This window comes from Nitrospirota bacterium (genome assembly GCA_015233895.1).
Taxonomy (GTDB): Bacteria; Nitrospirota; Thermodesulfovibrionia; order Thermodesulfovibrionales; family Magnetobacteriaceae; genus Magnetomonas.
In genome coordinates this window covers 1-22,638 of record JADFXG010000042.1, presented here as the reverse complement: position 1 = coordinate 22,638, position 22,638 = coordinate 1, and the positions used below count along the sequence as shown (strand labels likewise).

The 22,638-nt window shown below is 39.9% G+C and carries 24 protein-coding genes; 20 read left to right on the top strand and 4 right to left on the bottom strand.

Annotation, left to right across the window (positions count from 1 at the left end; all coding sequences use genetic code 11):
* Window positions 1-104: 104 nt before the first annotated feature.
* Complete coding sequence (locus tag HQK88_16325; protein ID MBF0618367.1) at window positions 105-482, bottom strand: hypothetical protein; 378 nt, start codon at window positions 480-482, stop codon at window positions 105-107.
* A gap of 217 nt (window positions 483-699) precedes the next feature.
* Between HQK88_16325 and HQK88_16320 the strand changes: the two genes are divergently transcribed.
* The 14 genes from HQK88_16320 (at window position 700) to HQK88_16255 (ending at window position 12,690) form a co-directional block, all read left to right on the top strand.
* Window positions 700-1,509: a substrate-binding domain-containing protein gene (locus HQK88_16320; protein ID MBF0618366.1), complete on the top strand. Its 810-nt coding sequence runs from the start codon at window positions 700-702 to the stop codon at window positions 1,507-1,509.
* Between the two features lie 11 nt (window positions 1,510-1,520).
* Complete coding sequence (locus HQK88_16315) at window positions 1,521-2,252, top strand: ABC transporter permease (GenBank protein ID MBF0618365.1); 732 nt, start codon at window positions 1,521-1,523, stop codon at window positions 2,250-2,252.
* A 79-nt stretch (window positions 2,253-2,331) separates the two neighbouring features.
* The gene (locus HQK88_16310; GenBank protein MBF0618364.1) at window positions 2,332-2,907 is read left to right on the top strand and encodes an energy-coupling factor ABC transporter ATP-binding protein; all 576 of its coding nucleotides are present in this window, start codon (window positions 2,332-2,334) and stop codon (window positions 2,905-2,907) included.
* Between the two features lie 181 nt (window positions 2,908-3,088).
* Window positions 3,089-3,313, top strand: a complete 225-nt coding sequence (locus tag HQK88_16305; protein MBF0618363.1) for a TM2 domain-containing protein — start codon at window positions 3,089-3,091, stop codon at window positions 3,311-3,313.
* Window positions 3,314-3,339: 26 nt separating this feature from the next.
* The gene (locus HQK88_16300) at window positions 3,340-4,572 is read left to right on the top strand and encodes an MltA domain-containing protein (protein ID MBF0618362.1); all 1,233 of its coding nucleotides are present in this window, start codon (window positions 3,340-3,342) and stop codon (window positions 4,570-4,572) included.
* Window positions 4,573-4,712: 140 nt separating this feature from the next.
* Entirely contained in the window at window positions 4,713-6,752 is a 2,040-nt protein-coding gene (pbpC, locus tag HQK88_16295; GenBank protein MBF0618361.1) for a penicillin-binding protein 1C, read from the top strand.
* Between the two features lie 86 nt (window positions 6,753-6,838).
* Window positions 6,839-7,342: a DUF488 domain-containing protein gene (locus HQK88_16290; GenBank protein ID MBF0618360.1), complete on the top strand. Its 504-nt coding sequence runs from the start codon at window positions 6,839-6,841 to the stop codon at window positions 7,340-7,342.
* 12 nt (window positions 7,343-7,354) lie between these two features.
* Window positions 7,355-8,164 carry a hypothetical protein gene (locus HQK88_16285; GenBank protein MBF0618359.1) on the top strand — a complete coding sequence of 270 codons (810 nt, stop codon included), beginning with the start codon at window positions 7,355-7,357 and terminating at the stop codon, window positions 8,162-8,164.
* Between the two features lie 260 nt (window positions 8,165-8,424).
* The gene (locus HQK88_16280) at window positions 8,425-9,255 is read left to right on the top strand and encodes an SPASM domain-containing protein (GenBank protein ID MBF0618358.1); all 831 of its coding nucleotides are present in this window, start codon (window positions 8,425-8,427) and stop codon (window positions 9,253-9,255) included.
* A 74-nt stretch (window positions 9,256-9,329) separates the two neighbouring features.
* Entirely contained in the window at window positions 9,330-9,713 is a 384-nt protein-coding gene (locus tag HQK88_16275) for a hypothetical protein (protein MBF0618357.1), read from the top strand.
* Window positions 9,714-9,729: 16 nt separating this feature from the next.
* A complete protein-coding gene (locus HQK88_16270) occupies window positions 9,730-10,245 on the top strand; it encodes a cob(I)yrinic acid a,c-diamide adenosyltransferase (GenBank protein ID MBF0618356.1) in 516 nt (171 codons plus the stop codon).
* 5 nt (window positions 10,246-10,250) lie between these two features.
* Window positions 10,251-11,048: an HD domain-containing protein gene (locus HQK88_16265; protein MBF0618355.1), complete on the top strand. Its 798-nt coding sequence runs from the start codon at window positions 10,251-10,253 to the stop codon at window positions 11,046-11,048.
* 32 nt (window positions 11,049-11,080) lie between these two features.
* A complete protein-coding gene (locus HQK88_16260) occupies window positions 11,081-11,668 on the top strand; it encodes an NAD(P)H-dependent oxidoreductase (GenBank protein ID MBF0618354.1) in 588 nt (195 codons plus the stop codon).
* A gap of 83 nt (window positions 11,669-11,751) precedes the next feature.
* On the top strand, window positions 11,752-12,690 hold the full coding sequence (locus tag HQK88_16255) for a flippase-like domain-containing protein (GenBank protein MBF0618353.1): 939 nt from the start codon (window positions 11,752-11,754) through the stop codon (window positions 12,688-12,690).
* A gap of 102 nt (window positions 12,691-12,792) precedes the next feature.
* Here HQK88_16255 and HQK88_16250 read toward each other — a convergent pair whose 3' ends face one another.
* Genes HQK88_16250 through HQK88_16240 form a run of 3 tightly spaced genes read right to left on the bottom strand, consistent with a single transcriptional unit; the run spans window position 12,793 to window position 15,462 of the window.
* Entirely contained in the window at window positions 12,793-12,993 is a 201-nt protein-coding gene (locus HQK88_16250; protein ID MBF0618352.1) for a 4Fe-4S binding protein, read from the bottom strand.
* A gap of 28 nt (window positions 12,994-13,021) precedes the next feature.
* Window positions 13,022-14,671: a response regulator gene (locus HQK88_16245; GenBank protein MBF0618351.1), complete on the bottom strand. Its 1,650-nt coding sequence runs from the start codon at window positions 14,669-14,671 to the stop codon at window positions 13,022-13,024.
* Window positions 14,672-14,697: 26 nt separating this feature from the next.
* Window positions 14,698-15,462 carry a hypothetical protein gene (locus tag HQK88_16240; protein MBF0618350.1) on the bottom strand — a complete coding sequence of 255 codons (765 nt, stop codon included), beginning with the start codon at window positions 15,460-15,462 and terminating at the stop codon, window positions 14,698-14,700.
* 234 nt (window positions 15,463-15,696) lie between these two features.
* Here HQK88_16240 and HQK88_16235 point away from each other — a divergent pair, with 234 nt between their 5' ends.
* The 6 genes from HQK88_16235 (at window position 15,697) to gatC (ending at window position 22,292) form a co-directional block, all read left to right on the top strand.
* Complete coding sequence (locus tag HQK88_16235; protein MBF0618349.1) at window positions 15,697-16,902, top strand: hypothetical protein; 1,206 nt, start codon at window positions 15,697-15,699, stop codon at window positions 16,900-16,902.
* Between the two features lie 13 nt (window positions 16,903-16,915).
* On the top strand, window positions 16,916-18,640 hold the full coding sequence (locus tag HQK88_16230) for an HAD-IIIC family phosphatase (GenBank protein MBF0618348.1): 1,725 nt from the start codon (window positions 16,916-16,918) through the stop codon (window positions 18,638-18,640).
* On the top strand, window positions 18,633-18,866 hold the full coding sequence (locus HQK88_16225) for a hypothetical protein (protein MBF0618347.1): 234 nt from the start codon (window positions 18,633-18,635) through the stop codon (window positions 18,864-18,866). The genes HQK88_16230 and HQK88_16225 overlap by 8 nt, the downstream gene beginning before the upstream one ends.
* 1 nt (window position 18,867) lies before the next feature.
* A complete protein-coding gene (locus tag HQK88_16220; GenBank protein MBF0618346.1) occupies window positions 18,868-19,773 on the top strand; it encodes an AAC(3) family N-acetyltransferase in 906 nt (301 codons plus the stop codon).
* A 110-nt stretch (window positions 19,774-19,883) separates the two neighbouring features.
* Entirely contained in the window at window positions 19,884-21,995 is a 2,112-nt protein-coding gene (locus tag HQK88_16215; GenBank protein ID MBF0618345.1) for a DUF3553 domain-containing protein, read from the top strand.
* Window positions 21,996-22,004: 9 nt separating this feature from the next.
* The gene (gatC, locus tag HQK88_16210) at window positions 22,005-22,292 is read left to right on the top strand and encodes an Asp-tRNA(Asn)/Glu-tRNA(Gln) amidotransferase subunit GatC (protein ID MBF0618344.1); all 288 of its coding nucleotides are present in this window, start codon (window positions 22,005-22,007) and stop codon (window positions 22,290-22,292) included.
* The last annotated feature ends 346 nt before the right edge of the window (window positions 22,293-22,638 follow it).

The window sequence follows — 22,638 nt, the reverse complement described above, 5'->3', positions numbered from 1 at the left end:
CAATGACGGCGTGGGCTGTGCGTGGGCGTACCTATCCGTCATTACGAGGAGCGATAGCGACGTGGTAATCTCATCATTATTATATTTTAGGCTGCTACTCGGTATTAATTGGGAAATACTTTTCCCCTATTTTGGGAATTTTGCAACGGTCTCAGTATTGGGATCACCTCCTTGAGGATCGCACATAGACGTTTACCACAGATACAGTCCATTATGTGCCATATCTTTCTTAATACTGAAAATACCTTCTCGTCATACTCTCTATTGCTCTGTGGGGCTACTGTCTTGTTAACGTCTAATACCAACACTTTCTTTGAAGATAACCTCACCTTACTTTCATGTACCCTTAACAAATACCCTGCATAACACCTGTTGTAGCCAGTCAATGCTACAAATTCATCCAGTATTGTCCCCTTTTGCTTTTTCCCAGCTTTTTTATACCTCTGTGCTATCACCTTAGTTACTGCCTGTCTTTCTTTCATCGTTAACCTCATCTCTGCCTCCCAGTTTTCTGAGCTGAGAGTCTTTATCGTATCTTTTCAAATAGTTTTTTACTTGAGGCAACGTTGCCGTTTTATATAGTTTTTTCATGAGGCAATTCGCCGTGTTGACTCTACAAATATTTATTGCTATAATTTTCTAGCCGTAACAAATCACATATCTGAAAGGAGAGTCAAAATGAACTCTAAGTACTTATCAATGTGTTTGTTTGTAATCGTGGCAGTAGCATGCGTTACCATATCTAGAGGTAATCTGAGCGCGGAGACGTCAATCAGGTGCGCCACTACGACAAGTTTACAGAACTCCGGACTTCTTGACCATATACTGCCGTTGTTTACGAAAAAAACAGGTATTCGAGTTGATGCTATAGCTGTGGGAACCGGTGCTGCAATAGAGATAGGCAAGCGAGGGGATGCTGATTTTGTTTTTGTCCATGCCAGAGAGCTTGAACTTAAAGCGGTGCAAGAGGGCTATTTTATAAACAGAATGGAATTTATGTACAATGACTTTATAGTAGTTGGCCCGCCTAACGACCCTGCCAAAATTAAGGGAATTAAGAAAGCCTCCGAGGGTTTTGACAAGATTTCTAAATCCGGCAGCGTGTTTATCTCACGCGGGGACAACTCCGGCACTCATGTAAAAGAACTCAGCATATGGAAAGATTCGGGGATTAACCCTAAAGGGCAACCGTGGTATTTAGAGTCCGGCCAGGGAATGTCTAAAACTCTGCGGTTAGCCTCCGAAAAGTCTGCCTACACGCTTACTGACAGATCTACGTGGCTTGCCGACAAAGATAAGCCGGAACTTACATTGCTTTTAGAGGGTGACACAACGTTGATTAATTACTACAGCGTTATGGCGGTCAATCCTCAGAAAAATCCTTCTGCTAAGTACAAGGAGGCTATGGAATTTATCAACTGGGTGACCTCAAAAGAGGGTACCGATGCTATCAGAGAATTTAAGGATAAGGCAGGTAATCAGCTCTTTTACATTATAGAGAAACATTAAGTAAACATCGCTTGGAGACAATATTTAACTCACTAATCAAGGCTTTTTATCTTATAGTTACTCTGGATAAGAGCTTTACTGAGATTGTTGTTTTATCATTTAAGGTATCAGGTGGAGCGCTCATTTTAGCCTCTTTAATTGGGCTTCCGCTTGGTGCTTTTATGGCTCTGAGGAATTTCCCACTCAGAAATACACTGTTTGCAATTGTGAATGCGCTCCTTGGGCTTCCTCCGGTGTTAGTTGGGCTGCTATTGTATCTGTTTCTTTCAAGACGCGGGCCCCTTGGATTTCTTAGCATTTTATATACTCCTTATGCAATGGTTATAGCACAGAGCATCCTTGCATTTCCACACATCTGTGCCATAAGCGCATCGGCAATACGCGGGGTAAACCCTAACTTAAGGCTACTTTGTAAAACCCTGGGGGCAACAGAATTTCAAACAGCCCTTACAATAATCAGAGAGGCGCGCTTTGGGATTATCACGGCTGTGATGGCAGCTTTTGGCAGGGTAATATCAGAAGTTGGCGCTATTTTAATTGTTGGGGGCAACATTTTGGGTGTCACTCGTGTTATGACTACAGCCATAGTGCTTGAGACTGATAAGGGGGATTTTGAATTAGCACTGGCTTTGGGCATCGTACTGCTTTCGGTTTCACTTGTAATTAATACCCTTGTAATCAAAATTCAAAGCCGGTACGTTCATTTGTCACAGTCTGAAAGGGGATTTTTTAGTGTCCGGTGAACTCAGCCTTAGCGTCACAGATATACATAAGAGTTATGGAGGCATAGCGGTATTGCGGGGGATTAGTTACCGGTTTGAGATGTCACGGTGTTATGCACTATGTGGGGCAAATGGTGCCGGAAAATCAACGCTCCTGAGAATTTGTGCGCTTATTGAAAAGCCAGACTCCGGAGATATTTTCTATACAGCCGGCGATAGGATATTGCCGCACGACATTGAGCTCAGAAGGCGGATGACCCTGCTTTTGCCCAATGTCGGAGTGTTTAACACGACGGTTTATAAAAACGTGGCTTATGGATTAAAGGTACGAAAAAAAAGTAGAGTGGACATTGACAAGATAACTAATGAGACACTTGACATGGTTGGCCTTAAAGAGAAAGACCGTCAAAATGCTCTCACACTTTCCACCGGAGAGACCGCCCGAATGGGCATAGCCCGGGCACTTGCCATAACCCCCGGGTTTCTGTTTCTGGATGAGCCAACTAACGGAATTGACACTAAAAATTATGAAATCATAAAAGACATTTTGCTGGAAATAAAAACCAATCTAAAGACGACAATCCTGATTGCCACACACGATACAAAAATCAAAGAGCAAATCTGCGACACTGTTTTAGTTATAAGTGAGGGAAGGATTGCTGATGAGAAAGTTTAGTCAGACAGCATAAAATTTCCGATTAACGATTGGCTGACAAAGCTTGAGAATTTATGCAGTGAAAAAATTTATCTTTAAATGTTATCATATTACAAGTGTTTTTTAGTGGTAGTGCTTGTCAATAAATTATACGACCCAAAGGTTTTTGAAACCTTTAACTAAACAGGCGGAGGTGTGTGTTATGGATGATGTGATGGTATCTGAGAAGAATAGGTTGGTGACTTTGCTTTTATGTTTTTTTCTGGGAGCTTTCGGAGGACACCGTTTCTATGTCGGAAAAATCGGAACGGGAATTGCTATGCTTGTTACCTTTGGCGGTATAGGCGTATGGGCATTAATTGACTTCGTAATGATTATACTCGGCAAGTTCAAAGACAAAAATAACCTTCCGATAACAAACTGGTAATCTGAAAATTATCAGTAAGGCTGACTGTGAAGCTACTTAGGTTTAAATATCTGCAGGTGTTTGTAATCTGTCTTTTGTTAACGGTTCTGTCAGGATGTGCAGTACACATTGTGACTCCTGGCAGAACCGAACCATTTTTGCCCTCCGAAGGGGATGTTTTAGTTCGAATTGGACCGGAGTACTTTCCTGAGTTTTCAGACGACTACTCCATGAGTTCCCTGAAGGATGGTATAAGCCAGTCATTGAAGTACCTTGGCAAATTGAAAGAGAGCAACACGGTAAGATATGCAAAAGATGTCTATACAGTACGGGAATTGAAAGAATCATTGTCATTTTTTCTTAAATTAGTCAATGAGGCCAATGGTGATTTCAATGCTTTAAACCGGCAAATAAAGGACAATTTTGCCATTTATACGGCTGCAGGGGCAGATGGCAGAGGCAGCGTGTTTTTTACCGGATACTATATGCCGAAACTTAAGGGCAGCAGGGTAAAAACCGACCGCTTCCAATACCCCCTCTACTCTGTACCACATGACAAGATAACGGCAGAGCTTGGCTCATTTAAGGAACATCTTAAAGGTGAAATCATTGTAGGCCGTATTATCGGCACTAAACTTTTGCCCTACTACACCAATGCCGAGATAATGGGCGGTGTTCTGGGTGGCAGGGGGTTAGAGCTGTTTTGGGTTGATGACAAAGTGGATTTGTTTTTTCTTCAGGTGCAGGGCTCAGGGGTGATAGAGCTAACTAACGGAGCCAGTGTAAATGTTGGCTATGGCGCCTCCAACGGCCACACATACAAAAGCATAGGGAAACTGCTTGCTGATGAGGGCAAAATTCCCCTGAAGGATGTAACCGCTCAGTCTATCAGAAAGTATCTAAAGGAACATCCTGAGGAGACTGACCGCATAATTTCCTATAATCCCAGTTACGTGTTTTTCAAAGAAACAAAAGACGCTGCCGTTGGCGCTGCCGGTATGCCTCTTGTTGCAGGGAGAAACTTAGCAGTTGATAAATCTGTGTTTCCACTTGGTTCACTTGTCTTTGTATCATCAAGCAGGGCGGAATTTTCCTCTGACGGTGAAGTAAAGACCGTAGTTCCTCTGACACGCTTTGCCCTCTGTATGGACACAGGAGGTGCTATAAAAGGCCCTGGCAGGGCTGACTTTTTCTGGGGCAGCGGCAAAGAAGCCGAATCACAGGCAGGTGTTATGAAAAGCCACGGCAGAATGTTTTTTATAGTTAAGAAAAAAAATTAATCCTGATCTGCCAACTCTCAAAAAAGTTCAATGCCATCGTAACTAATATGAAGCGAATTCTAAAATACATAATTCTCCCAGCATTACCCCTTATTCCTATTGTTCTAATTATCTCGCTTTTTATGCCGGATTTTAACTGGATGCCACCGGAATTTAAAAACATCAAAAAATCATACAAGAAAAGTGATGTGCTTTTACTTGACAGACATGGCACTCCAATTGAGGAGATACGCACTGACCAAAGAGGCAGACGCCTTAACTGGACTTCAGTTAGTGATATTTCCAGTGCTTTTTTAGAAATCGTTGTGTTTTCCGAGGACCGGCATTTTTATACGCATTCAGGGGTGGACTACAAAGCGTTGATAAAGGCTGCACTTGATACATTTGTAAAGAAAAAACGGCGCGGAGCCTCCACAATTACCATGCAGCTGGCTGCTGTTTTAAAAAAAGATATTAAGAGCGGTAAAAAAACATTTGTAAAAAAGTTGGATCAAATCCTTGTTGCCCGCCAAATAGAAAAACATTGGACAAAGAACGAAATCCTTGAGGCATATCTTAATCTGATAACTTTCCGAGGGGAACTTCAGGGACTAAGTGCCGCCTCTTACGGTCTGTTTGGAAAATCCCCCACTGGTTTAAATGAAATGGAGTCTCTGATATTAGCTTCTTTAGTAGTTTCCCCAAATGCTGACCCGCAGATTACGGCAAAACGCGCCTGTGCCTTAAATAAATCTATGGGTAAAAATTCTGAATGTGCCCAAATCGAAACTATAGCCAAAGAAAGGCTGACCGTACCGTATAGGATTACTCCTGTTGTGTCGTTAGCCCCTCATTTTGCCAGAAAATTCCTGAAAGTAAACTCTGATAACCTTACAACCTCGCTTGACGCTAACCTTCAGAGATACCTAATCGAAATACTCAGCAACAGTATCTACCGGCTAAGACAAAGTAACGTTAAAGACGGAGCCATCCTTGTTGTGGAAAATAAAACCGGCCAGATATTAGGTTATGCCGGCAACTCTGGCTTAAACTCAAGTGCCCGCCACGTTGACGGCATTACGGCAAAACGGCAGGCAGGGTCAACTCTTAAGCCGTTTCTTTATGAACTGGCGATAGAAAAGAAATATCTCACTGCCGCCTCTTTAATTGAAGACGCTCCACTTCAAATAAAAACAACAACCGGGCTTTACGTGCCGGAAAACTATGATAACACCTATAAGGGCGCCGTGTCTTTGAGAACCGCTCTTTCCTCATCTATCAACATTCCAGCTGTTAAGACGATACTTCTGACCGCAGTGGAGCCATTTTACAACCGCCTTAAACAGATTGGATTTGATAGCCTTACAGAGGGAGCTGACTACTACGGTGCCTCACTTGCCCTTGGTTCAGCCGATATAACCCTCATGGAGCTGGTTAATGCCTACAGGACTTTAGCAAACAGGGGCATATACAGCCGGTTGACGATGACAGTTGATAACACATCCGTCACAGGTAAAAGAATAATGGATGAGCGGGCGGTTTTTATAATTTCCTCGATACTATCAGACAGAGAGGCAAGGAGCACGACGTTTGGCCTTGAAAACCCCCTTTCGACAAAATTCTGGAGTGCCGCCAAAACCGGCACAAGTAAGGACATGCGGGATAACTGGTGTGTTGGCTACTCAGACACATATACTGTAGGGGTGTGGGTAGGAAATTTTTCGGGTGAGCCTATGAGAGACGTTACAGGAATAACAGGCGCTGCCCCCTTGTGGCTTGAGACAATGACATATCTGCACAGCAACAATCCGTCAAAGCCGCCAGCTGTTGCCCCTGAACTAATACAAAGACAGGTTTCATTCTCAGCTACATCAGAATCCCCGCGCCTTGAGTGGTTTATTAAAGGCACTGAGCCAACAAGCACTGTTATTTCAACAGTTAAATCCGACAGTACCACTCATATAGCATACCCGGTTGATGGCGCTATATTTGCCATTGATATGGATATTCCCAAAGCCAGCCAGCGCATCCCCTTTAGCTACAAACCGTCCGGCAATAATTTTCAATGGGTAATAGACGGTAAAAACACCGGCGTCTTTAAAGACATCTTTCTCTGGAAACCTGCCCACGGTAAACACACCGTCTCCATATCGAATAAAACCGGCAATGTCGTTGACAGTGTTAGGTTTATGGTCAGGTGAAAAGTGATAATGTAAGTTACGTATGACTTGTTAAGAAAACTCCAATATTGTTAGAATGGTTCATGAGTTATGAAATGGAAATTGGTATGTTTAGAGAATCTGTGATAAAAGATACAGTTGAACATATTACCTCTATAGACACTCAAAGAACTGATGAGGTGGTTTTTACTTTGGGATATGAAGGTAGGAGTCTCGAAGATTACCTTAACCGGTTGGTTAAGAACAATGTTCAGATACTTTTTGATGTCCGTAAAAATGCAATAAGTAGAAAATATGGATTTTCTAAAAGCAGATTAGAAAAGTCGGTAAACGATCTTAATATACAGTACATACACCTGCCCGAACTGGGAATTGATTCGTCCCAGAGAAAGTCTCTCAATACTCAGGACGATTATGACGCTTTATTTGCTAATTATGGAAATATTATTTTGCCCAACCATTTAGACTCTATAGAAAAGATATACAGGCTTATCAAAATTAACAAAAGAATTGCTCTTACGTGTTTTGAAGCGATGCCTTATCAATGTCACAGAAGTGTTATAGCAAAAACTTTATCAACAAATTATGGTTTTCAAATTGAACACATATAGTTTGTAGTGTTTATGAAAACTAAAATTTTGATAACAGTAAAAACATATCCTACATTGTCTGAAAAATATGATGAAACGGTATGTACGGCAGGCTTCAGAGAAGATGGCACATGGGTGAGATTATATCCTATTCCTTTTAGAAAGTTGGATTATGAAAAACAATATAAAAAATATCAGTGGATAGAACTAAAGATAGAACGTAACCCCAAAGACCTGCGCCAGGAAAGCTATCGTCCTGTTAATATTAATGACATCGTAACCGGCGTTTGGATTGAACCTACTAATTATTGGAGAGAGAGAAAAGAAATAGTATTAAAAAAAGTCTATACCAACATGGAACTTCTAATAGATGAGTCAAGAAATCCAACAATGTATACCTCCCTTGCCGTGTTTAAGCCTTCCGAAATAATAGACTTCAAAATTACAGAAACAGAGAGAGAATGGGACAAAAATAAGCTGTCTAAAATATTAAGCCAGCCTAAACTATTCGAGAAATATGATAATCCTTTTAAAGTGGTGAACAAACTACCTTACAAATTTTCCTATAAATTCAAGGAGGATTCTTCAATAGAAAGAACTTTAATGATAGAAGATTGGGAAATCGGACAACTTTTTTGGAACTGCCTTAAAAGACATAAAGGAGATGAGGTTAAAGCCTGTGATGACGTAAAAAGAAAGTACTTTGATGATTTTGCTAAAACGAAAGATTTGTATTTTTACCTTGGTACTACCAAAGAGTTTCATTTCAAGGGAAGAAATCCATTTATCATTATAGGAACATTTCATCCTCCTAAGATTGAGCTGCAAGATAGATTATTTTAGACTCATTTCCACGTTGTGTGGGTATTTTTAGCTGCCCAAAGTTACTCTTTTTTAACCCTTCTTAAACAGTTGCGGTGTATTTTATATCAAGTGGTAGTCAGAAGCATAAAAAGGCGGCAAGGAGAAAGTGATGGAGGCATACTTTGTAGTGCAAATAATCGTTCACCCCTACTTTTGTACGTGTGCAATGAAGTTAAGCGATTGAATTTGGCTTAGCATTAAGTTTGACGTATCAGACATAACACAGGTACAATATAACGATGATGAAGGGCAGATTACTGTTTCTGTTAAATCAGTTTGGAATACCACACAATGTACAAAAATTTTTGTATGCAAAATATTTGAAACTCTATAATTTATTTAAATACGGTGATCCAAATTTTATAAGAAGCCTTACCATAGAAACCTCCACATACTGTAACCGCAAGTGTTACTACTGCCCTAACAGCCTTGAGACAGTGCCTGAACTTTTCATGACTGAGGAGTGTTTTAAGCTTGTGGTTGAAAGACTTTGCGAGATTAATTTTACCGGTACAATTAATTTTGCCTTTTATAATGAGCCGCTATTAGATAGAAGACTTCCTTTTTTTGTCAGCTTTTTAAAAAGCAAACGCCCCGGATGTCTGGTGTTTATAAATACAAATGGTGATTATCTTACAGCTGAACTTGCAGAGATACTGATAAAAAGCGGAGTCAACCTGTTTCTAGTTACAAACCACGATATTGACGGCTCCTCCTATATGAATGCAAAAAGAGAGCTTTTTGAAAAATACAGCTCTCACATAAAGTTACAAAACATACACGAGGACGCATTATTAAACCGCGGTGGTATCATAAACGTAAAACGAAATGTAATGGTGGAGGAGAGAAAATCAATTTGTGATGAGATGTGCGATATGCCGATTATAGATTACACCGGCAACGTACTCTTGTGTTGTAACGACTACCACCGCAAACACGTGATTGGCAATATTTATCAGAACAGTTTGTACAAAATATGGAAACACGAACCTTACAAAACAATAAGGAATAAACTCAGAAGAGGAATAGCCGATCTGGAGATATGCAAAAAGTGTATGAATATCGGCTAATATCAGGCTGCCTTTCTACTGATTTTATTTAATAACAGGTTTTGGGGTATAATACAGTAGTGTGGCGGGAATCTATGAGTGAACCAGAAGACAAAGAGAGAAGTTTTTATCCCGATTACCTTATTGAGGTGCTGACTGTTGTAACGGTTGTTGTTTTGTGTACAGTTGTGGCAGCTCTAATGTTTCCTAAGGAGCTGGGCAGGGAGATAAATTTCACTACCCCTTTTAAACCCACTTCAGAGTGGTATTTCTACTGGCTGTTTGAGCTTTTGAGATACTTTCCCGGAAGAGGCGCTTTTTTTGGCGCTGTTGTATTGCCATTAGCGTTTGCTGGTACTCTTATAATGGTGCCGTTTATCTCAAAGCTCAAAAACGGACGGCTTAAAGCTGTAACGGCTGTTGGGATTCTTTACGGCTCATTTATACTTTTTACGTTACTTTCCGTATTAACACGTTGAATTGATTAAGGAGCAAATGTTCAAAGGATATGTTCAGGTATATACAGGTAACGGTAAGGGCAAGACTACGGCTGCGGTTGGCCAGATTGTAAGGGCAGTTGGCAGGGGGCTCAGAGTGTTTTTTGCTCAGTTTATAAAATCGAAAGAAACCGGAGAGTTAATCGCCCTCAGGTCGTTTGGGGATTTAATTGTGTGCAAGCAATACGGCAGGGGATTTGTTTTTGGCAAACCTTCAACTGAAGACATTGAAGCGGCAAGAGTAGGGTTTAATGAGGTAACCTCTGCGGTACTCTCAGGACAGTATCAGATAGTGGTCTTAGATGAGATAAATGCCGCAGTGTCGGCAGGACTTATAGAGAGCAGCACCCTTGTAGCGCTAATTCACAACAAACCGCCTGACGTGGAACTTATACTTACAGGCAGAGCGGCTGCAGATGAGGTGCTTGCATGTGCGGATTTGGTTACAGAGTGTAAAGAGGTCAAACACTACTACAACAGCACAGTTGCAGCACGGGAGGGCATTGAATTTTAACGGTTATGAACACTGAGACATTGATACGATATAAGGAATGGTTTTCAAACTATGTGCAAACCTTTTATTACACAAATGAGAAGGATCAAAAAAATATTGAACTCAAAGAGATTCACTCAGGGCATGTGTTTAAAAATATGACAGACATAGCGCAGGGGGTTTTTGGCTCAGAAGATGAGATTAATGCGGCCTCAGCCGTTGGACTTTTGCATGATGTCGGAAGATTTCCGCAGTACGCTAAGTACAAAACCTTTAAGGATGCCGTATCAGTTAATCATGGGGTGCTTGGATCTGAGGTGTTAGCACAGGATGGAGTACTCAGGGAACTTTCTCCGGCACTCAGAGACATCATACTTCAATCCGTAAAGTACCACAACGCTTACAAACTACCCTCAGGGCTTACCCCTGAAACGCTAACATATCTTAAGATGGTAAGAGACGCTGATAAACTGGATATCTGGCGGGTTTTTACAGAGGAAATCTTTACTCAAAACAAAACTGACAGACCCTCTGCTGTAATGCTTGGATTTCCTGTTACTGATAACTATTCAAAAGAGATTCTCAAATCTGTTTACTCAATGAAACTGGCTAAACTTGCCGATGTTAAGTGTGAAAATGATTTCAAACTCTTACAACTTACATGGATTTTTGACCTGAATTTCAAAAAATCATTTTCTATTTTGATTGAAAGAAACTACATCGATACAATGGTGGATACTCTGCCTGACACTTCTGAGATAAACGGATTGAGGCAAGTCCTAAAAGATTACTGTAATTTACAGATTAACCAAAGACAGTGTTAAAACTAATGTCTGAACAAGGAGGAGTAAAGGCTATGAAAATATTATTAGTGTACAGTCACCCAAATCCTGGCAGTTTTAACCATGCTATAAAAGAAACAATGGTATCTGAGTTAACAGCGTGCGGCCATGACGTCAAAGTCAGAGACCTATATGCGATAGGATTTGACCCGGTGCTTAAGTCAACGGATTTCCTGCTGGCACAGCAGAGTAAAGTAGCCGACGACGTCAAGCTCGAACAGGATTTTATTGTGTGGTCGGACATGGTCGTCTTTGTTCATCCGGTGTGGTGGTTTTCACTTCCTGCTATTTTAAAGGGATACATTGACAGGGTATTTAACTATGGCTTTGCTTTCACAATAGATGAAAAGGGAGTAAGGGGGCTTCTTAACGGTAAAAAAGTCTTGATTTTATCAACAACCGGAGGCGACGAAAAAACATACACCGACACAGGCATGTTTAAGAGTCTTAGCCAGACCATAGACGGCGGCATCTTTACTTTTTGTGGCTTTGAAGTGACAGAGCATAAGTTTTTTACCTCAGTTCCATACGTTTCAGGCGATGACAGGAGGAAAATGCTTGAGCAGGTCACGGCTATTGCACGCGCACTTGCCGTTAATTGACATATGTGCCTATGTTTCCTTAGACTACAGTGTAAACAGGCACAATGTTAAGGCACTCAAACAACATTAAAGGCAAATTTTAATTGACGCCACAAAGAAAGAAAATCCTTCTGATTTTTATAAAAGCTTTGGTTAGCGGTGGGCTGGTTTGGTATCTGCTAAGAAAAGCAGGGGTAAAAGAGGTGGTAGTTCTGTTTAAGAACATCAATGTGTTTTATTTCATCATAGCCTGTCTGATAAGTGTTTTACCCACGCTTATTGCCTCTTTCAGATGGCAGATGTTTATTGGTGATGAAATCCCTGTAAGTCTTCTGTTTGCTTTATATATGATAGGACTTTTTTTCAATATACTGCTTCCTGGCACCACAGGCGGAGACGCAGTCAGATTATACTACGTTTATAAGCAGATTAAAGACGGGGTAAAGTCAGCAGGCTCTATTTTTATAGACCGGTATATTGGATTTGCCTCAATAATTATACTTGGCTCAACAGCTTCACTTATAGGACTTGACAGGATCAAAGGTACAGGGATTGAGTACTTTATGCCAGTGGTGGTGGTATCTTTCTTTATAGGAAGTGTGGTGGTATTTGGTTTTAAGCTCGGTAAAAGATTTTCATTTGTTAACAAACTGCACGAGTATTTCGGTATCTACATTAATAAAAAGAAGGTACTAGTAAATTCCTTTATAATATCGTTGGTTGGACAGTTTGTTAGTATTTTTGCCTTATACCTGATATGTTTGAGTCTTAGTGTCAATGTCAGTTTTGTAAACCTGATGATTTTTGTTCCTATAATAGTGACGGTAACAGCTGTTCCCGTCTCAATATCCGGAATAGGGTTAAGAGAGGGGGCGTTTGTCTTTCTCTTTCAGGTTATAGGAGTACGCCATGACTGGGCAATAGCCGTATCATTTGCGTATTTTGTATCTGTAATTATATCAAGTTTGCCGGGGTTGTTCTTTTATCTGACATTTAAAGCCAGAGCGAAAGACCATGATACCAAGCTGCATTCTATTGCCTAACTTCGTTAGCATCCTCAAAAGCTCCTCAACGTACTAAAAGTACGCCTTCGTCGCTTTCTCCTTGCCGCCTTGTTATGCTTCTGACTGCAACTTGGTATGTATTTACTGTTGCTGTTGAACCCTGATGCAGCCGTATGGGCAGGCAGCTTCACAACTGGCACATCCTGCACAATTACCGGCGTCAAAGTGTACCGGCAAACCAACCACCATCTTAAAAACAACCTTAGGACAGACGGCTGCACACTTGCCGCAGCCATCACAGTTATCATAGGTTATCGTTACCGTGTATTTGGATCTTTTCATACTGTAGTACTACCGATGGGAAACTACTTTATAACTGTATTTTAAACTCAGCACCGCCATCTATATTTTTGCATGAAATACTGCCGCCCATACCTTCAATTATGGTTTTGCTCATGTATAAACCGATACCGGTGCCTTGATCATCCGATTTGGTTGTAAAATAGGGGTCAAAGATTTTTTCAATTATTTCCTCAGGAATACCGCCACCATTGTCTGTGACTGTCACTGAAGCCTTACCGCCATCTTTTGAAAGACGAATCCGAATCTCACCTTTTTTATTCCTGCCCAGAATATTTTTTTCCCACATTGACCATATAGCATCCCGCGAGTTGTTGATCAAATTTAAAATCACATGTCTAAATTCATTTGCGTGTCCATTTATTATGTAAGTGTCAGAGGGTCTGCCCTTGTCAAGAGTGACAAATATATTTGATTTGCTCAACATATCGCCAAACATGAATAATACATCTTCTATTGTGTCTGTCAGATCGAACTCATCAGCAACCTTTGATGGTTTTAGAAAATCCCTGAAATCGTAAATGGTTTTAGACATATAATCTATTCTATCCAAAATGACAGCAACTGTTTCATCAACATATTCCTTAGTTATCTCGCCGAATTTATATGAATCCTTTATTCCCTGTGCAAGTGCAGATATAGCGGTTAGCGGTTGTCTCCACTGATGAGCTATGGCGCCAATCATCTCACCAATTGCCGCTAGTTTAGATTGTTGGGATAAAAGCCGTCCCTCTTGTTCTCTTAAAGATACCTCCTCTTTAATCTTCTGCTCCAGTGTCTTGTTGAGAGAGTGTATTTCCTCCTCTTTGGTTATTCTCTCTGTTATGTCTTTAGATACATGAACAAACTTATCCACCTCTCCAAAAGCATTTACAATTGGATACACCACAACTTCAACATAAATTTCTTTACCGCTTACACTGTCATAATGGACATGAGTAACTGGTGTTGGTTTTCCTTGCCGGTAATATTCCATGACAGGACACGGAGTATCCGGCAATTGGCATGGTGTACCCATTTGATGAGTCAGTTCATGGCAACACATTCCTATTGGTTGAAATGTTTTGTCCATAGTTGCTTTTCGCGCAGCATCATTTGCCCATAGTATCTTATAATCTTTTGTGATAAGGACTATTTCATCTGTAATACCGTTAGCAACCGTTTCCATAAGCAGCTTTGCCAGAGAAAGGTCATTGAAAGAGTTTTGCAGTTGTGCTTCAAGTTTCTTGCTTAAAACTATTTCATCTTCTAACTTTTCCTTAAATTCTTTCAGTTTTTTTTCCATGCTATGTCTGTATATTGCTATTTCTATATTAGACTGCAGTTCTTTGCTGTTGAAAGGCTTTATTATGTAGCCAAAAGGTTGAGTCACTTTAGCCCGTTCCACCGTTTTCATATCCGCATGGGCGGTAAGATACACTATAGGAATGTCTGCTTGCGACCTTATTTCATAAGCTGTTTCAATACCGTCCAGTTTCCCATGCAGTCTTATATCCATAAGAATTAAGTCGGGCATATCCTTCAGTGCCCGTTCTATGGCCGCATCTCCGTTCATCTCATGTGAAGTTACTGTATAGCCTAAGCTTTCCAGCATTTCTGTTGTGTATGCACCAGTTATCCCATCATCTTCAACTATCATTATCCGCGCATTGTGCTCCATAAGTTCCTCATTTGATGATACTGATATCATATTATCCAATCATCTGATTTTTTAAATACAATTGTAACAGTTGTCCCGTTTGTTCTGTTAAGTTCTATAGTGCCTTTGAGTTGTCTGACAAGTATAGAGACTATGTTCAGTCCCAGGGTTTTGCTTTTTTCGATGTCTGTGCCCTCAGGAATCCCTGAGCCGTTATCGGTTATGGTTAATATGAAATTATCTTCAAACACTCTCAGCGAGATTTTAATTTCACAACAATCTCTTTTGTCTTTAAAAGCATGTTTTAAAGAATTAGTAAGGAGTTCATTTATTATTAACCCAAAAGGCGTCGCTACATCCACGCCAACTGTTATATTTTGGGGAATATCTAATTTTAAACTAATCATACTCGTGTCTGAGCATAATGAAGCAATAATATCGCTTGAAAGACTTGATACATAACTATTGAAATCAATCTCAACAAAATTTTCTGACTTATAGAGTTTTTCATGAATTAAAGAGATAGCCAGTACCCTGTTTTGGCTCTCTATAAACATTTCTCTGTAAGTTTCCTCCTTAATATGTTTAAGCTGAAGTCCTAAAAGAGCTGTAATAAGCTGCAGATTGTTTTTTACCCGATGATGCAGCTCCCTTAGCAGTAATTTTTTCTCTAAAAGAGAGGCTTTTAATTTCTCCTCAATATCTTTACGTTTCGTTATCTCATTCTGAAGAGCAAGATTATACTCTTGAAGCTGAATTGTTCTTTCTTTAACTTTTGCCTCAAGCTCTTCATTATGTTTTTTGGTTTTCATGTTCATATTCCCTCTTTCAAGTCATACCTAACTTTCTGCCAAATAATTAAAAGCTGTTAAAAGCACGTTTACCCTTACAACTGACATAGCGTTTACATACCATTACCATGCTCACTAAGAGTTGAGTACTACATATTACAAAATATATACTCATTTATTGAAAAAGTCAAGCGATATTTTCTATGCCGTGTTATGTTAAAATGGTAGAGCTATTTTACGAGAGACAGAAAATTTATGAAGCTTTCAGAACAACAGTACCTGAAAAAAACCGTTTGCTCCTGGTTAGGGATTGACGGTAATGTTGGCATCCCCTCTATGCCCTCAAATCTTGCCAGATTGTTTTTAAGAAAAGAAGAGTATGAAAGCTCACAGAGAGACCAGTGGAATCTGTGGGAACACTCGTATTCAGAAAACTACAAGAGCGGAAAACTTTGGGTACCAGAGATCAATTACTGGTTAAAGGAAACTCTCAAAACCAGAATCCCTTTATGGCCGCACGGTTACAGTTTTGCCATTTGTCTTACACATGATGTTGATTTTATAAGCAAAGAGACTACTTTTAACCAAAAACTCAGAGAGCTTACGGTAAACATGCAGAATACGGATTCAACACTGCCTGAAAAAATGAAAGCATCCGCTCTCTCTTTGGGTAAGCTCTTTGTCCATAAGTCTCCGTCTTATCCATCCGTGGCAGATTCAATTGAACATTATTTAAGCATTGAAAAAAAGTACAAACTGAGTTCATCATTTTTTTTCACAGCGTATCCGCTTAAAAAAATCCACAAATACGACTGTTTTTACGCATTAGAAGACAAATGTACATTTAGGGGCAAAAAGGTAACCACTCTTGACATGATAAAAGAAATGAAGGATGACGGGATTGACATAGGGCTTCACGGAAGTTACCTTTCCGCTTTAGATGTGGATGTCTTGAAAGAGCAAAAACATTATCTTGAAAAATCACTTGGATTTGAATTAACCTCAACACGCCAACACTGGCTTAACTATGATATTGAAAAAACTCCGCATATACAGCACGAGGCAGGCTTTTTGTCGGATACGACATTAGGGTTTAACAGAAACATTGGGTTTAGAAGCGGCACAGCACTGCCTTATTACCACTATGATGTTAAAAATGCAGAGCTTGTTCCCATACTTCAGGTGCCTCTTGCCTTTCAGGACTTTGCCCTGACAAACGCAAACTCTCTGGAGTATGGATTAGGGATGGCAAAAGAAGTAGTGAAAACTATCCTTGACAGGATTATAGAGACACAGGGCTGCGCCTCTATATCTTTTCATCCGGCAGGTGACCCCATACACTTTGAACTTTACGATTTTATACTGAATTACTGTACGTCAAAAGGCGGATGGCTGGCCTCGCTTAAGGAAATTGATTTGTGGTGGCAAAAGCGTTTAAAAAATCTAAATATTTCTTTTTAAATACTGGGAAAATATGGAACTAAAATATAAAGATGTGCTTAAAGCCCTGCCTGATTTGAGAAAAAATATCACAGACAAAAAATACTACGTAAAAATACTTTCCAATATTACCTTAACCTTATTAGGTGAGGCAGTTGAATACGCTTTACGAACCGGGGGAATAAACGCCCATATTTCAACAGGAAATTTTGATAACATAGTACAGGAAAGTGCAAACGTTAAAGATTGTGATTGTGTAATCGTATTTTGTGAGCTTGCAAACTTAGTTGACGGCTTATACTACAGGGCGGAAACTTTGGAAACACAAGAGATAGATTCGCTCATTACTAAAACAAAAACCGATATGGATTTTATTTTTAATAACTTGAAAGAAATTCCGTTAGTTTTATTTAACGCTTTTTCATCGCTGCCTTTTGTTCTTTCCGCTACTGTTGAAAGTAAATACGAAACGATAGGCAGAAAGTTAAATGAACACATTTTTCAAAACACTGCTAAAAACGTAAAAATTATAGATATTAATAAAATCATAGCTGCGCTTTCAGTTGAAAACAGTATTGATTACAGATTTTTTTATTCATCGCGGGCTCTTTACACATTTGAATTCCATAGGCTCTATGCCTGCGCCATAGCGCCCGTAATCATGTCAGTAACAGGGAAAGCGAAAAAGGTTTTAGTGTTAGACTGTGACAACACCCTTTGGAAAGGAACAGTGGGTGAGGACGGTTTAAAAAAAATCGAAATGTCCCCCAATACAACTGAGGGATTAATCTTTACAGAGGTGCAGCACATAGCTCTTTCTCTGATGAAAAAAGGAGTTCTTCTGTGCGTTTGCTCAAAAAATAATCCCGATGACGTAGATGAAATCCTGCAAACCCATCCTGATATGATTTTAAGGAGTGAACACTTTGCCATTAAAAAAATTAACTGGACTGATAAGGTTACAAATCTTAAAGATATAGCCTCTGAGCTTAATGTCTCAGCGGAGAGTATTGTATATGTGGATGACTCACAATTTGAGATTGGTTTAGTTAACCAGTTTTTGCCAGAAATTAAAACAGTTCTTGTTCCAGAAAATATCTATGAGTATCCTCAGGTTATGAGAAAAATATCGGAATTATTTTACATTTCCGGCCACTCAAAAGAAGATGAAAGAAGAACAAAACTCTATAGTGATCAAAAAATGAGAAATGAAGAGAAACTCAAATACGACAAAATTGAGGACTACCTTAAATCTCTCGGCCTTAAACTTAACATCACTGTAAATGAAAAAACTCTGATACCACGTATGTCTCAGCTTACCCAAAAGACAAATCAGTTTAACCTTACCACAAAAAGATACACCGATGCAGAGATTGAGAAATTTATAAACACCGGCCATCTTCTTTTTTGCTTTAGCGCTTGTGACAGGTTTGGTGATTATGGATTTACGGGGCTTTCTATCATAAGCCCGGGGGATACCGCCCGGATAGACACATTTCTTATGAGTTGCCGCGTGATAGGAAGAGATCTGGAGTTTGTTTTTTTTAACGAAATAGTACATAATTTAAGAAAACATAATGTCAGAGAAACAGAGGCACAGTATGTGAGGACAGGGAAAAACGACCAGGTTAGTACTTTCTATGACTCACTGCATTTTATAAAAACCTCGGAGGATGCAAATGTGAAAAATTACCGCCTTAATCTAAAGGATTTTGAGGATATACAAATAGATTATATAGAAGTGGGTTCAGATGGATAACAGGATAAAAGAAGTAATGGCAATAGTGCTGCAAATAAGTGAGTCGGAAATTAACGACAAAACCTCGATGAAAACCCTTACCCACTGGGATTCCATAAATCACATAAGTCTTATAACTGCGCTTGAACAGGAATTCGCTGTCAGATTTAACTACAATGAGATGGCTGCCATGGTTAGTTATCCGATAATTAGAGAAACCGTCTTGAAAAAACTAAAACCAGCTTAGAATGAGAGCACCCCTTAAAAATATCATCAGGGAGAGATTAAAAGAGATTGCCCTTAAGAGATTAAATGCCAGAAACCCAAAGGAGCTTTTAAGGTATCCGCTTGTCAGATTTCAAAAAGCATTTTATCCGAAATTCTCACTTACAGACCTTATGGATGCACTCAGAGTGCTTGGGCTTAAAAAAAACATGACTGTTTTTATCCATAGCAGCTGGAACAGTTTTTTTAATTTTACATCATCTCCGGTTGAACTTCTGGAGGCATTGATTGAGGAGATATCTCCTGATGGTACGCTTATGATGCCGGCGTATCCACAGCAGGATGTGGATTATTTTGATGTTTTGACAACCCCCTCATATGCAGGGCTTCTGACTGAGTTATTCCGTCGCTATCCCGGAGTTAAGAGAAGTGTTAACATTGACCATTCGGTTTGCGCCCTTGGGCCAAATGCGGATTATCTCCTTAATGACCATCACAGGTCGGAAACCTCATGGGATGAATTTTCGCCTTACTATCGAATCGGAAACATTGGCAACGCTGTCATTATGGGGCTGGGTGTCGGAAAAAATCTGGAGATTTGTACGTCCTTACACTGCGTGGAAAGTATTTTAAGAAAGGAAATATACTACTACAGCCTGATTTTCCCCACCACTGTCACCTACACATACAGAGACACAGATGGTAACGAGGGCACTCACACATTTCTTAAACGGACAGGAAATATGGATACTAAAAAACTTGCCATACATATGGATAAAACATACTTTAGGGAAACAAAACTGTCAAACCTTGATATTTACTCCATTGATGCCGGATATGTGATTAAAAGGGCTATAGAGCTGGGACGGGCCGGCATTACTCAATACACATACCCTGTGCCGGATAAAAAGCTCTTTTATAAAATTTGAGACCCTGCAACCATTCACTGCCCACAAGTTAATGACCATTAAAATATACATGGCCAATAATATATTGAAAAACCATCTTATAGTATGCTACAATAATAGAAGTGGACTTTATGTTTGAGCATTTATCTTTTGATAAGTTAAACTCTAAGCAGGGTGAAGCCATTGAACACATGGAGTCTCCAATAATTGTGCTTGCTGGTGCCGGAAGCGGTAAGACCCAGCTTATAACCCACAAGTACAGTCACCTCTATAAGAAAGACAAATCAAAGTACGAAAACATGCTTGCCATTGCCTTTTCCATTAAAGCAGCCAGCGAGATGAAAAGCAGGATATCGTATATCATCTCTGAGGATTTGGAGGATGCGTGGATAGGGACTTTTTATTCCCAGTGCAGCAGGATTTTGAGGCAGGAGGGGGCAAAAGTCTCCGTAAACAATGATTTTATCATATATGACAACGATGACCAGAGCAGGCTGATACGGCATATACTAAGTGAGATGAAGCTCTATGAGGCTCTCTACAAAGGGGTGCTCTCTAAGATTAGCTGTTTTAAATCCTCTCTGGTAATGCCTGATGATTTGCTTTCCTCTTCAAGCAGCTTTGATTTTGATGAAAAAATTATCAAGGTGTATGTCCGGTACCAGGACGAGATGGAAAAGTCCGGAGCGCTTGATCAGGACGATTTAATTATTTATACGATAAAACTGTTTGAGGAAAACCCTGATATTTTGGAAAAGTACACAGACCTGTTTAATTATATTTTGGTTGATGAGTTTCAGGATTCAAATTATTCACAGTATTATTTGTTAAAAATATTGTCGGAGAAAAACAGAAATATTCTTGTTGCCGGAGATGATGACCAGAGCACATATAAGTATAAGGGGCTTGAGAGCGAAAACGTCCTAAGCAGATTTGAAAAAGATTTCCCCGATGCGATGTCTATTAATCTTGAGCAGGCGTATCGCTTTACGCGAAACATTCTTGACGTATCACATAGCATAATAGCAAAAAACAGAAACAGAAAGACAAAACCCCTTTGGACAGACAAAGCTGCCGGTGAAAAAGTCTGCCACTACTGGTTCATCTCAGAGGAGGATGAGGCTAAATATATAGCTAAAAATATAAAAGACCTCTACCTTAAGGGAACGTATGTATATGGAGATATAGCGATTCTCTACAGGGTGCCGCTTCAATCAAGGGTAATAGAGGAGGCACTGAAAGATGAAAGGATTCCTTTCCGGGTATTTGGCTGCACTAATTTTTACCAGAAAAAGGAAATCAAAGACGTCATATCGTATTTGAGACTGATTATAAACTCCTATGATAACGTAAGCATAAGAAGAATAATAAATCTGCCAGCCCGCTCAATTTCTGCAAACACAATCTCTAAACTTGAACAGGAGGCAAAGAAAGAGGGTGTAAGTCTCTACGTTGCCATGCAAAACGTATGTAACAACAAGGGGCTTACGGTGCAAGTCAAGGAAAAACTTAAGAGCTTTGTTTCACTCCTTGATACGCTTTCAAGCTCTGATGTTAAAACCGTATCGGATGGTATAAAGCTGATTGGCACACTGACTGGATACATAGAGATTTTGGATGAAAATGAGTTAAGTGAAATAACCGAATTGATGTTTGCAAACGGTAATATGCCAATTCGGGAGTTTCTTGATATGGTGGCTATCTCAACAACAAACACTTGTGATGCCTCTAACACTAATGCCATCACACTGACAACGCTTCACAATGTTAAAGGAATGGAGTTTCCTGTGGTGTTTATAACCGGCCTTGAAGACGGATTGATACCATATTTTAAGGCTACAGGTACTGAGGATGAGCTGGATGAGGAGAGACGGCTTTTCTATCTGGGGATGACACGGGCAAAGGATGTTTTGTTTATGACGGGGGCACGCAGGCGGAGGCTTTATGCTAAGTTTCAGGAACAGGAGCCCTCGCGTTTTCTAAAAGACATACCGAAAGATTGCTGTTTATGGCTTGAGAAAAATGCAATTCCAACAAACAGCTCAGCACGCTCACAGGAGGGCAAGAAGGAGCCGGTAGTGTTTCCATACAATTCCGGCTGCAGGGTGAAGCATCCCAAATGGGGAGTGGGAGTGGTGAGGGACTGTTACGGCGAGGATGACGATGTGAAAGTAACTGTAAATTTCCCAAACGTTGGAATAAAAAGATTAGCCCTTAAGTTTGCCAATCTGGAAAAGATATAAAAGGAGCACATGCGCGTAACAACTGATGATGTAAAACACATCGCGGCACTATCAAGGTTGAAGTTAGATGCTTCAGAGCTTGAGACATTAGGTAAGCAGTTAAGCGATATTTTGCTCTATGTTGAAAAACTAAACGAGCTTAACACAGACGGAGTAGAGCCAACCTCACACGTAATCCCCGTTATGAACGTATTTAGGGAGGACATAGAACGAGACTCACTTACCATAGAAGATGCCCTCTCAAATGCGCCGGAAAGAGCCGGTAATTTTTACAAAGTACCTAAGATTATTGAATAAAAAAGAAGTAATACCGTTGTTGTAATTTGGTTTAAACCAGTAGTAGAAGACCTAACGTTATAACAGATTAATTGTCCATAAGAGGCTCGACGTACTTAAGCGCATCCATGAATATTGCCGAGGCGGTCATAATTCTCATACCGAGTTGCATTCAGAACAAATTTTAACCACAGATGAACACAGATAAATTAAATAATTATCTGTGTTCATCCGTGTTTATCGAGAGTGTTCAAAAAACTGTGTCATGAACTCTAAGTAGAGAGCATATTTTGAAAATTGTATTTTCAGAAACTGCATAACAGAAATATAATATCAGTTATGAAAAAAGAAAGGAGGGATGACACGA

Bases quoted from the DNA above. Each gene is read 5' to 3' on its own strand.
- gatC (MBF0618344.1), top strand. From the start codon at position 22,005: ATGCGCGTAACAACTGATGATGTAAAACACATCGCGGCACTATCAAGG.
- HQK88_16275 (MBF0618357.1), top strand. From the start codon at position 9,330: ATGAGTGAACCAGAAGACAAAGAGAGAAGTTTTTATCCCGATTACCTT.
- HQK88_16250 (MBF0618352.1), bottom strand. From the start codon at position 12,993: ATGAAAAGATCCAAATACACGGTAACGATAACCTATGATAACTGTGAT.
- HQK88_16230 (MBF0618348.1), top strand. From the start codon at position 16,916: ATGGAACTAAAATATAAAGATGTGCTTAAAGCCCTGCCTGATTTGAGA.
- HQK88_16240 (MBF0618350.1), bottom strand. From the start codon at position 15,462: ATGAAAACCAAAAAACATAATGAAGAGCTTGAGGCAAAAGTTAAAGAA.
- HQK88_16285 (MBF0618359.1), top strand. From the start codon at position 7,355: ATGAAAACTAAAATTTTGATAACAGTAAAAACATATCCTACATTGTCT.
- pbpC (MBF0618361.1), top strand. From the start codon at position 4,713: ATGCCACCGGAATTTAAAAACATCAAAAAATCATACAAGAAAAGTGAT.
- HQK88_16280 (MBF0618358.1), top strand. From the start codon at position 8,425: ATGATGAAGGGCAGATTACTGTTTCTGTTAAATCAGTTTGGAATACCA.
- HQK88_16220 (MBF0618346.1), top strand. From the start codon at position 18,868: ATGAGAGCACCCCTTAAAAATATCATCAGGGAGAGATTAAAAGAGATT.
- HQK88_16245 (MBF0618351.1), bottom strand. From the start codon at position 14,671: ATGGAGCACAATGCGCGGATAATGATAGTTGAAGATGATGGGATAACT.
- HQK88_16320 (MBF0618366.1), top strand. From the start codon at position 700: ATGTGTTTGTTTGTAATCGTGGCAGTAGCATGCGTTACCATATCTAGA.
- HQK88_16225 (MBF0618347.1), top strand. From the start codon at position 18,633: ATGGATAACAGGATAAAAGAAGTAATGGCAATAGTGCTGCAAATAAGT.
- HQK88_16265 (MBF0618355.1), top strand. From the start codon at position 10,251: ATGAACACTGAGACATTGATACGATATAAGGAATGGTTTTCAAACTAT.
- HQK88_16270 (MBF0618356.1), top strand. From the start codon at position 9,730: ATGTTCAAAGGATATGTTCAGGTATATACAGGTAACGGTAAGGGCAAG.
- HQK88_16305 (MBF0618363.1), top strand. From the start codon at position 3,089: ATGGATGATGTGATGGTATCTGAGAAGAATAGGTTGGTGACTTTGCTT.
- HQK88_16325 (MBF0618367.1), bottom strand. From the start codon at position 482: ATGAAAGAAAGACAGGCAGTAACTAAGGTGATAGCACAGAGGTATAAA.
- HQK88_16310 (MBF0618364.1), top strand. From the start codon at position 2,332: ATGTCACGGTGTTATGCACTATGTGGGGCAAATGGTGCCGGAAAATCA.
- HQK88_16260 (MBF0618354.1), top strand. From the start codon at position 11,081: ATGAAAATATTATTAGTGTACAGTCACCCAAATCCTGGCAGTTTTAAC.
- HQK88_16290 (MBF0618360.1), top strand. From the start codon at position 6,839: ATGTTTAGAGAATCTGTGATAAAAGATACAGTTGAACATATTACCTCT.
- HQK88_16215 (MBF0618345.1), top strand. From the start codon at position 19,884: ATGTTTGAGCATTTATCTTTTGATAAGTTAAACTCTAAGCAGGGTGAA.
- HQK88_16235 (MBF0618349.1), top strand. From the start codon at position 15,697: ATGAAGCTTTCAGAACAACAGTACCTGAAAAAAACCGTTTGCTCCTGG.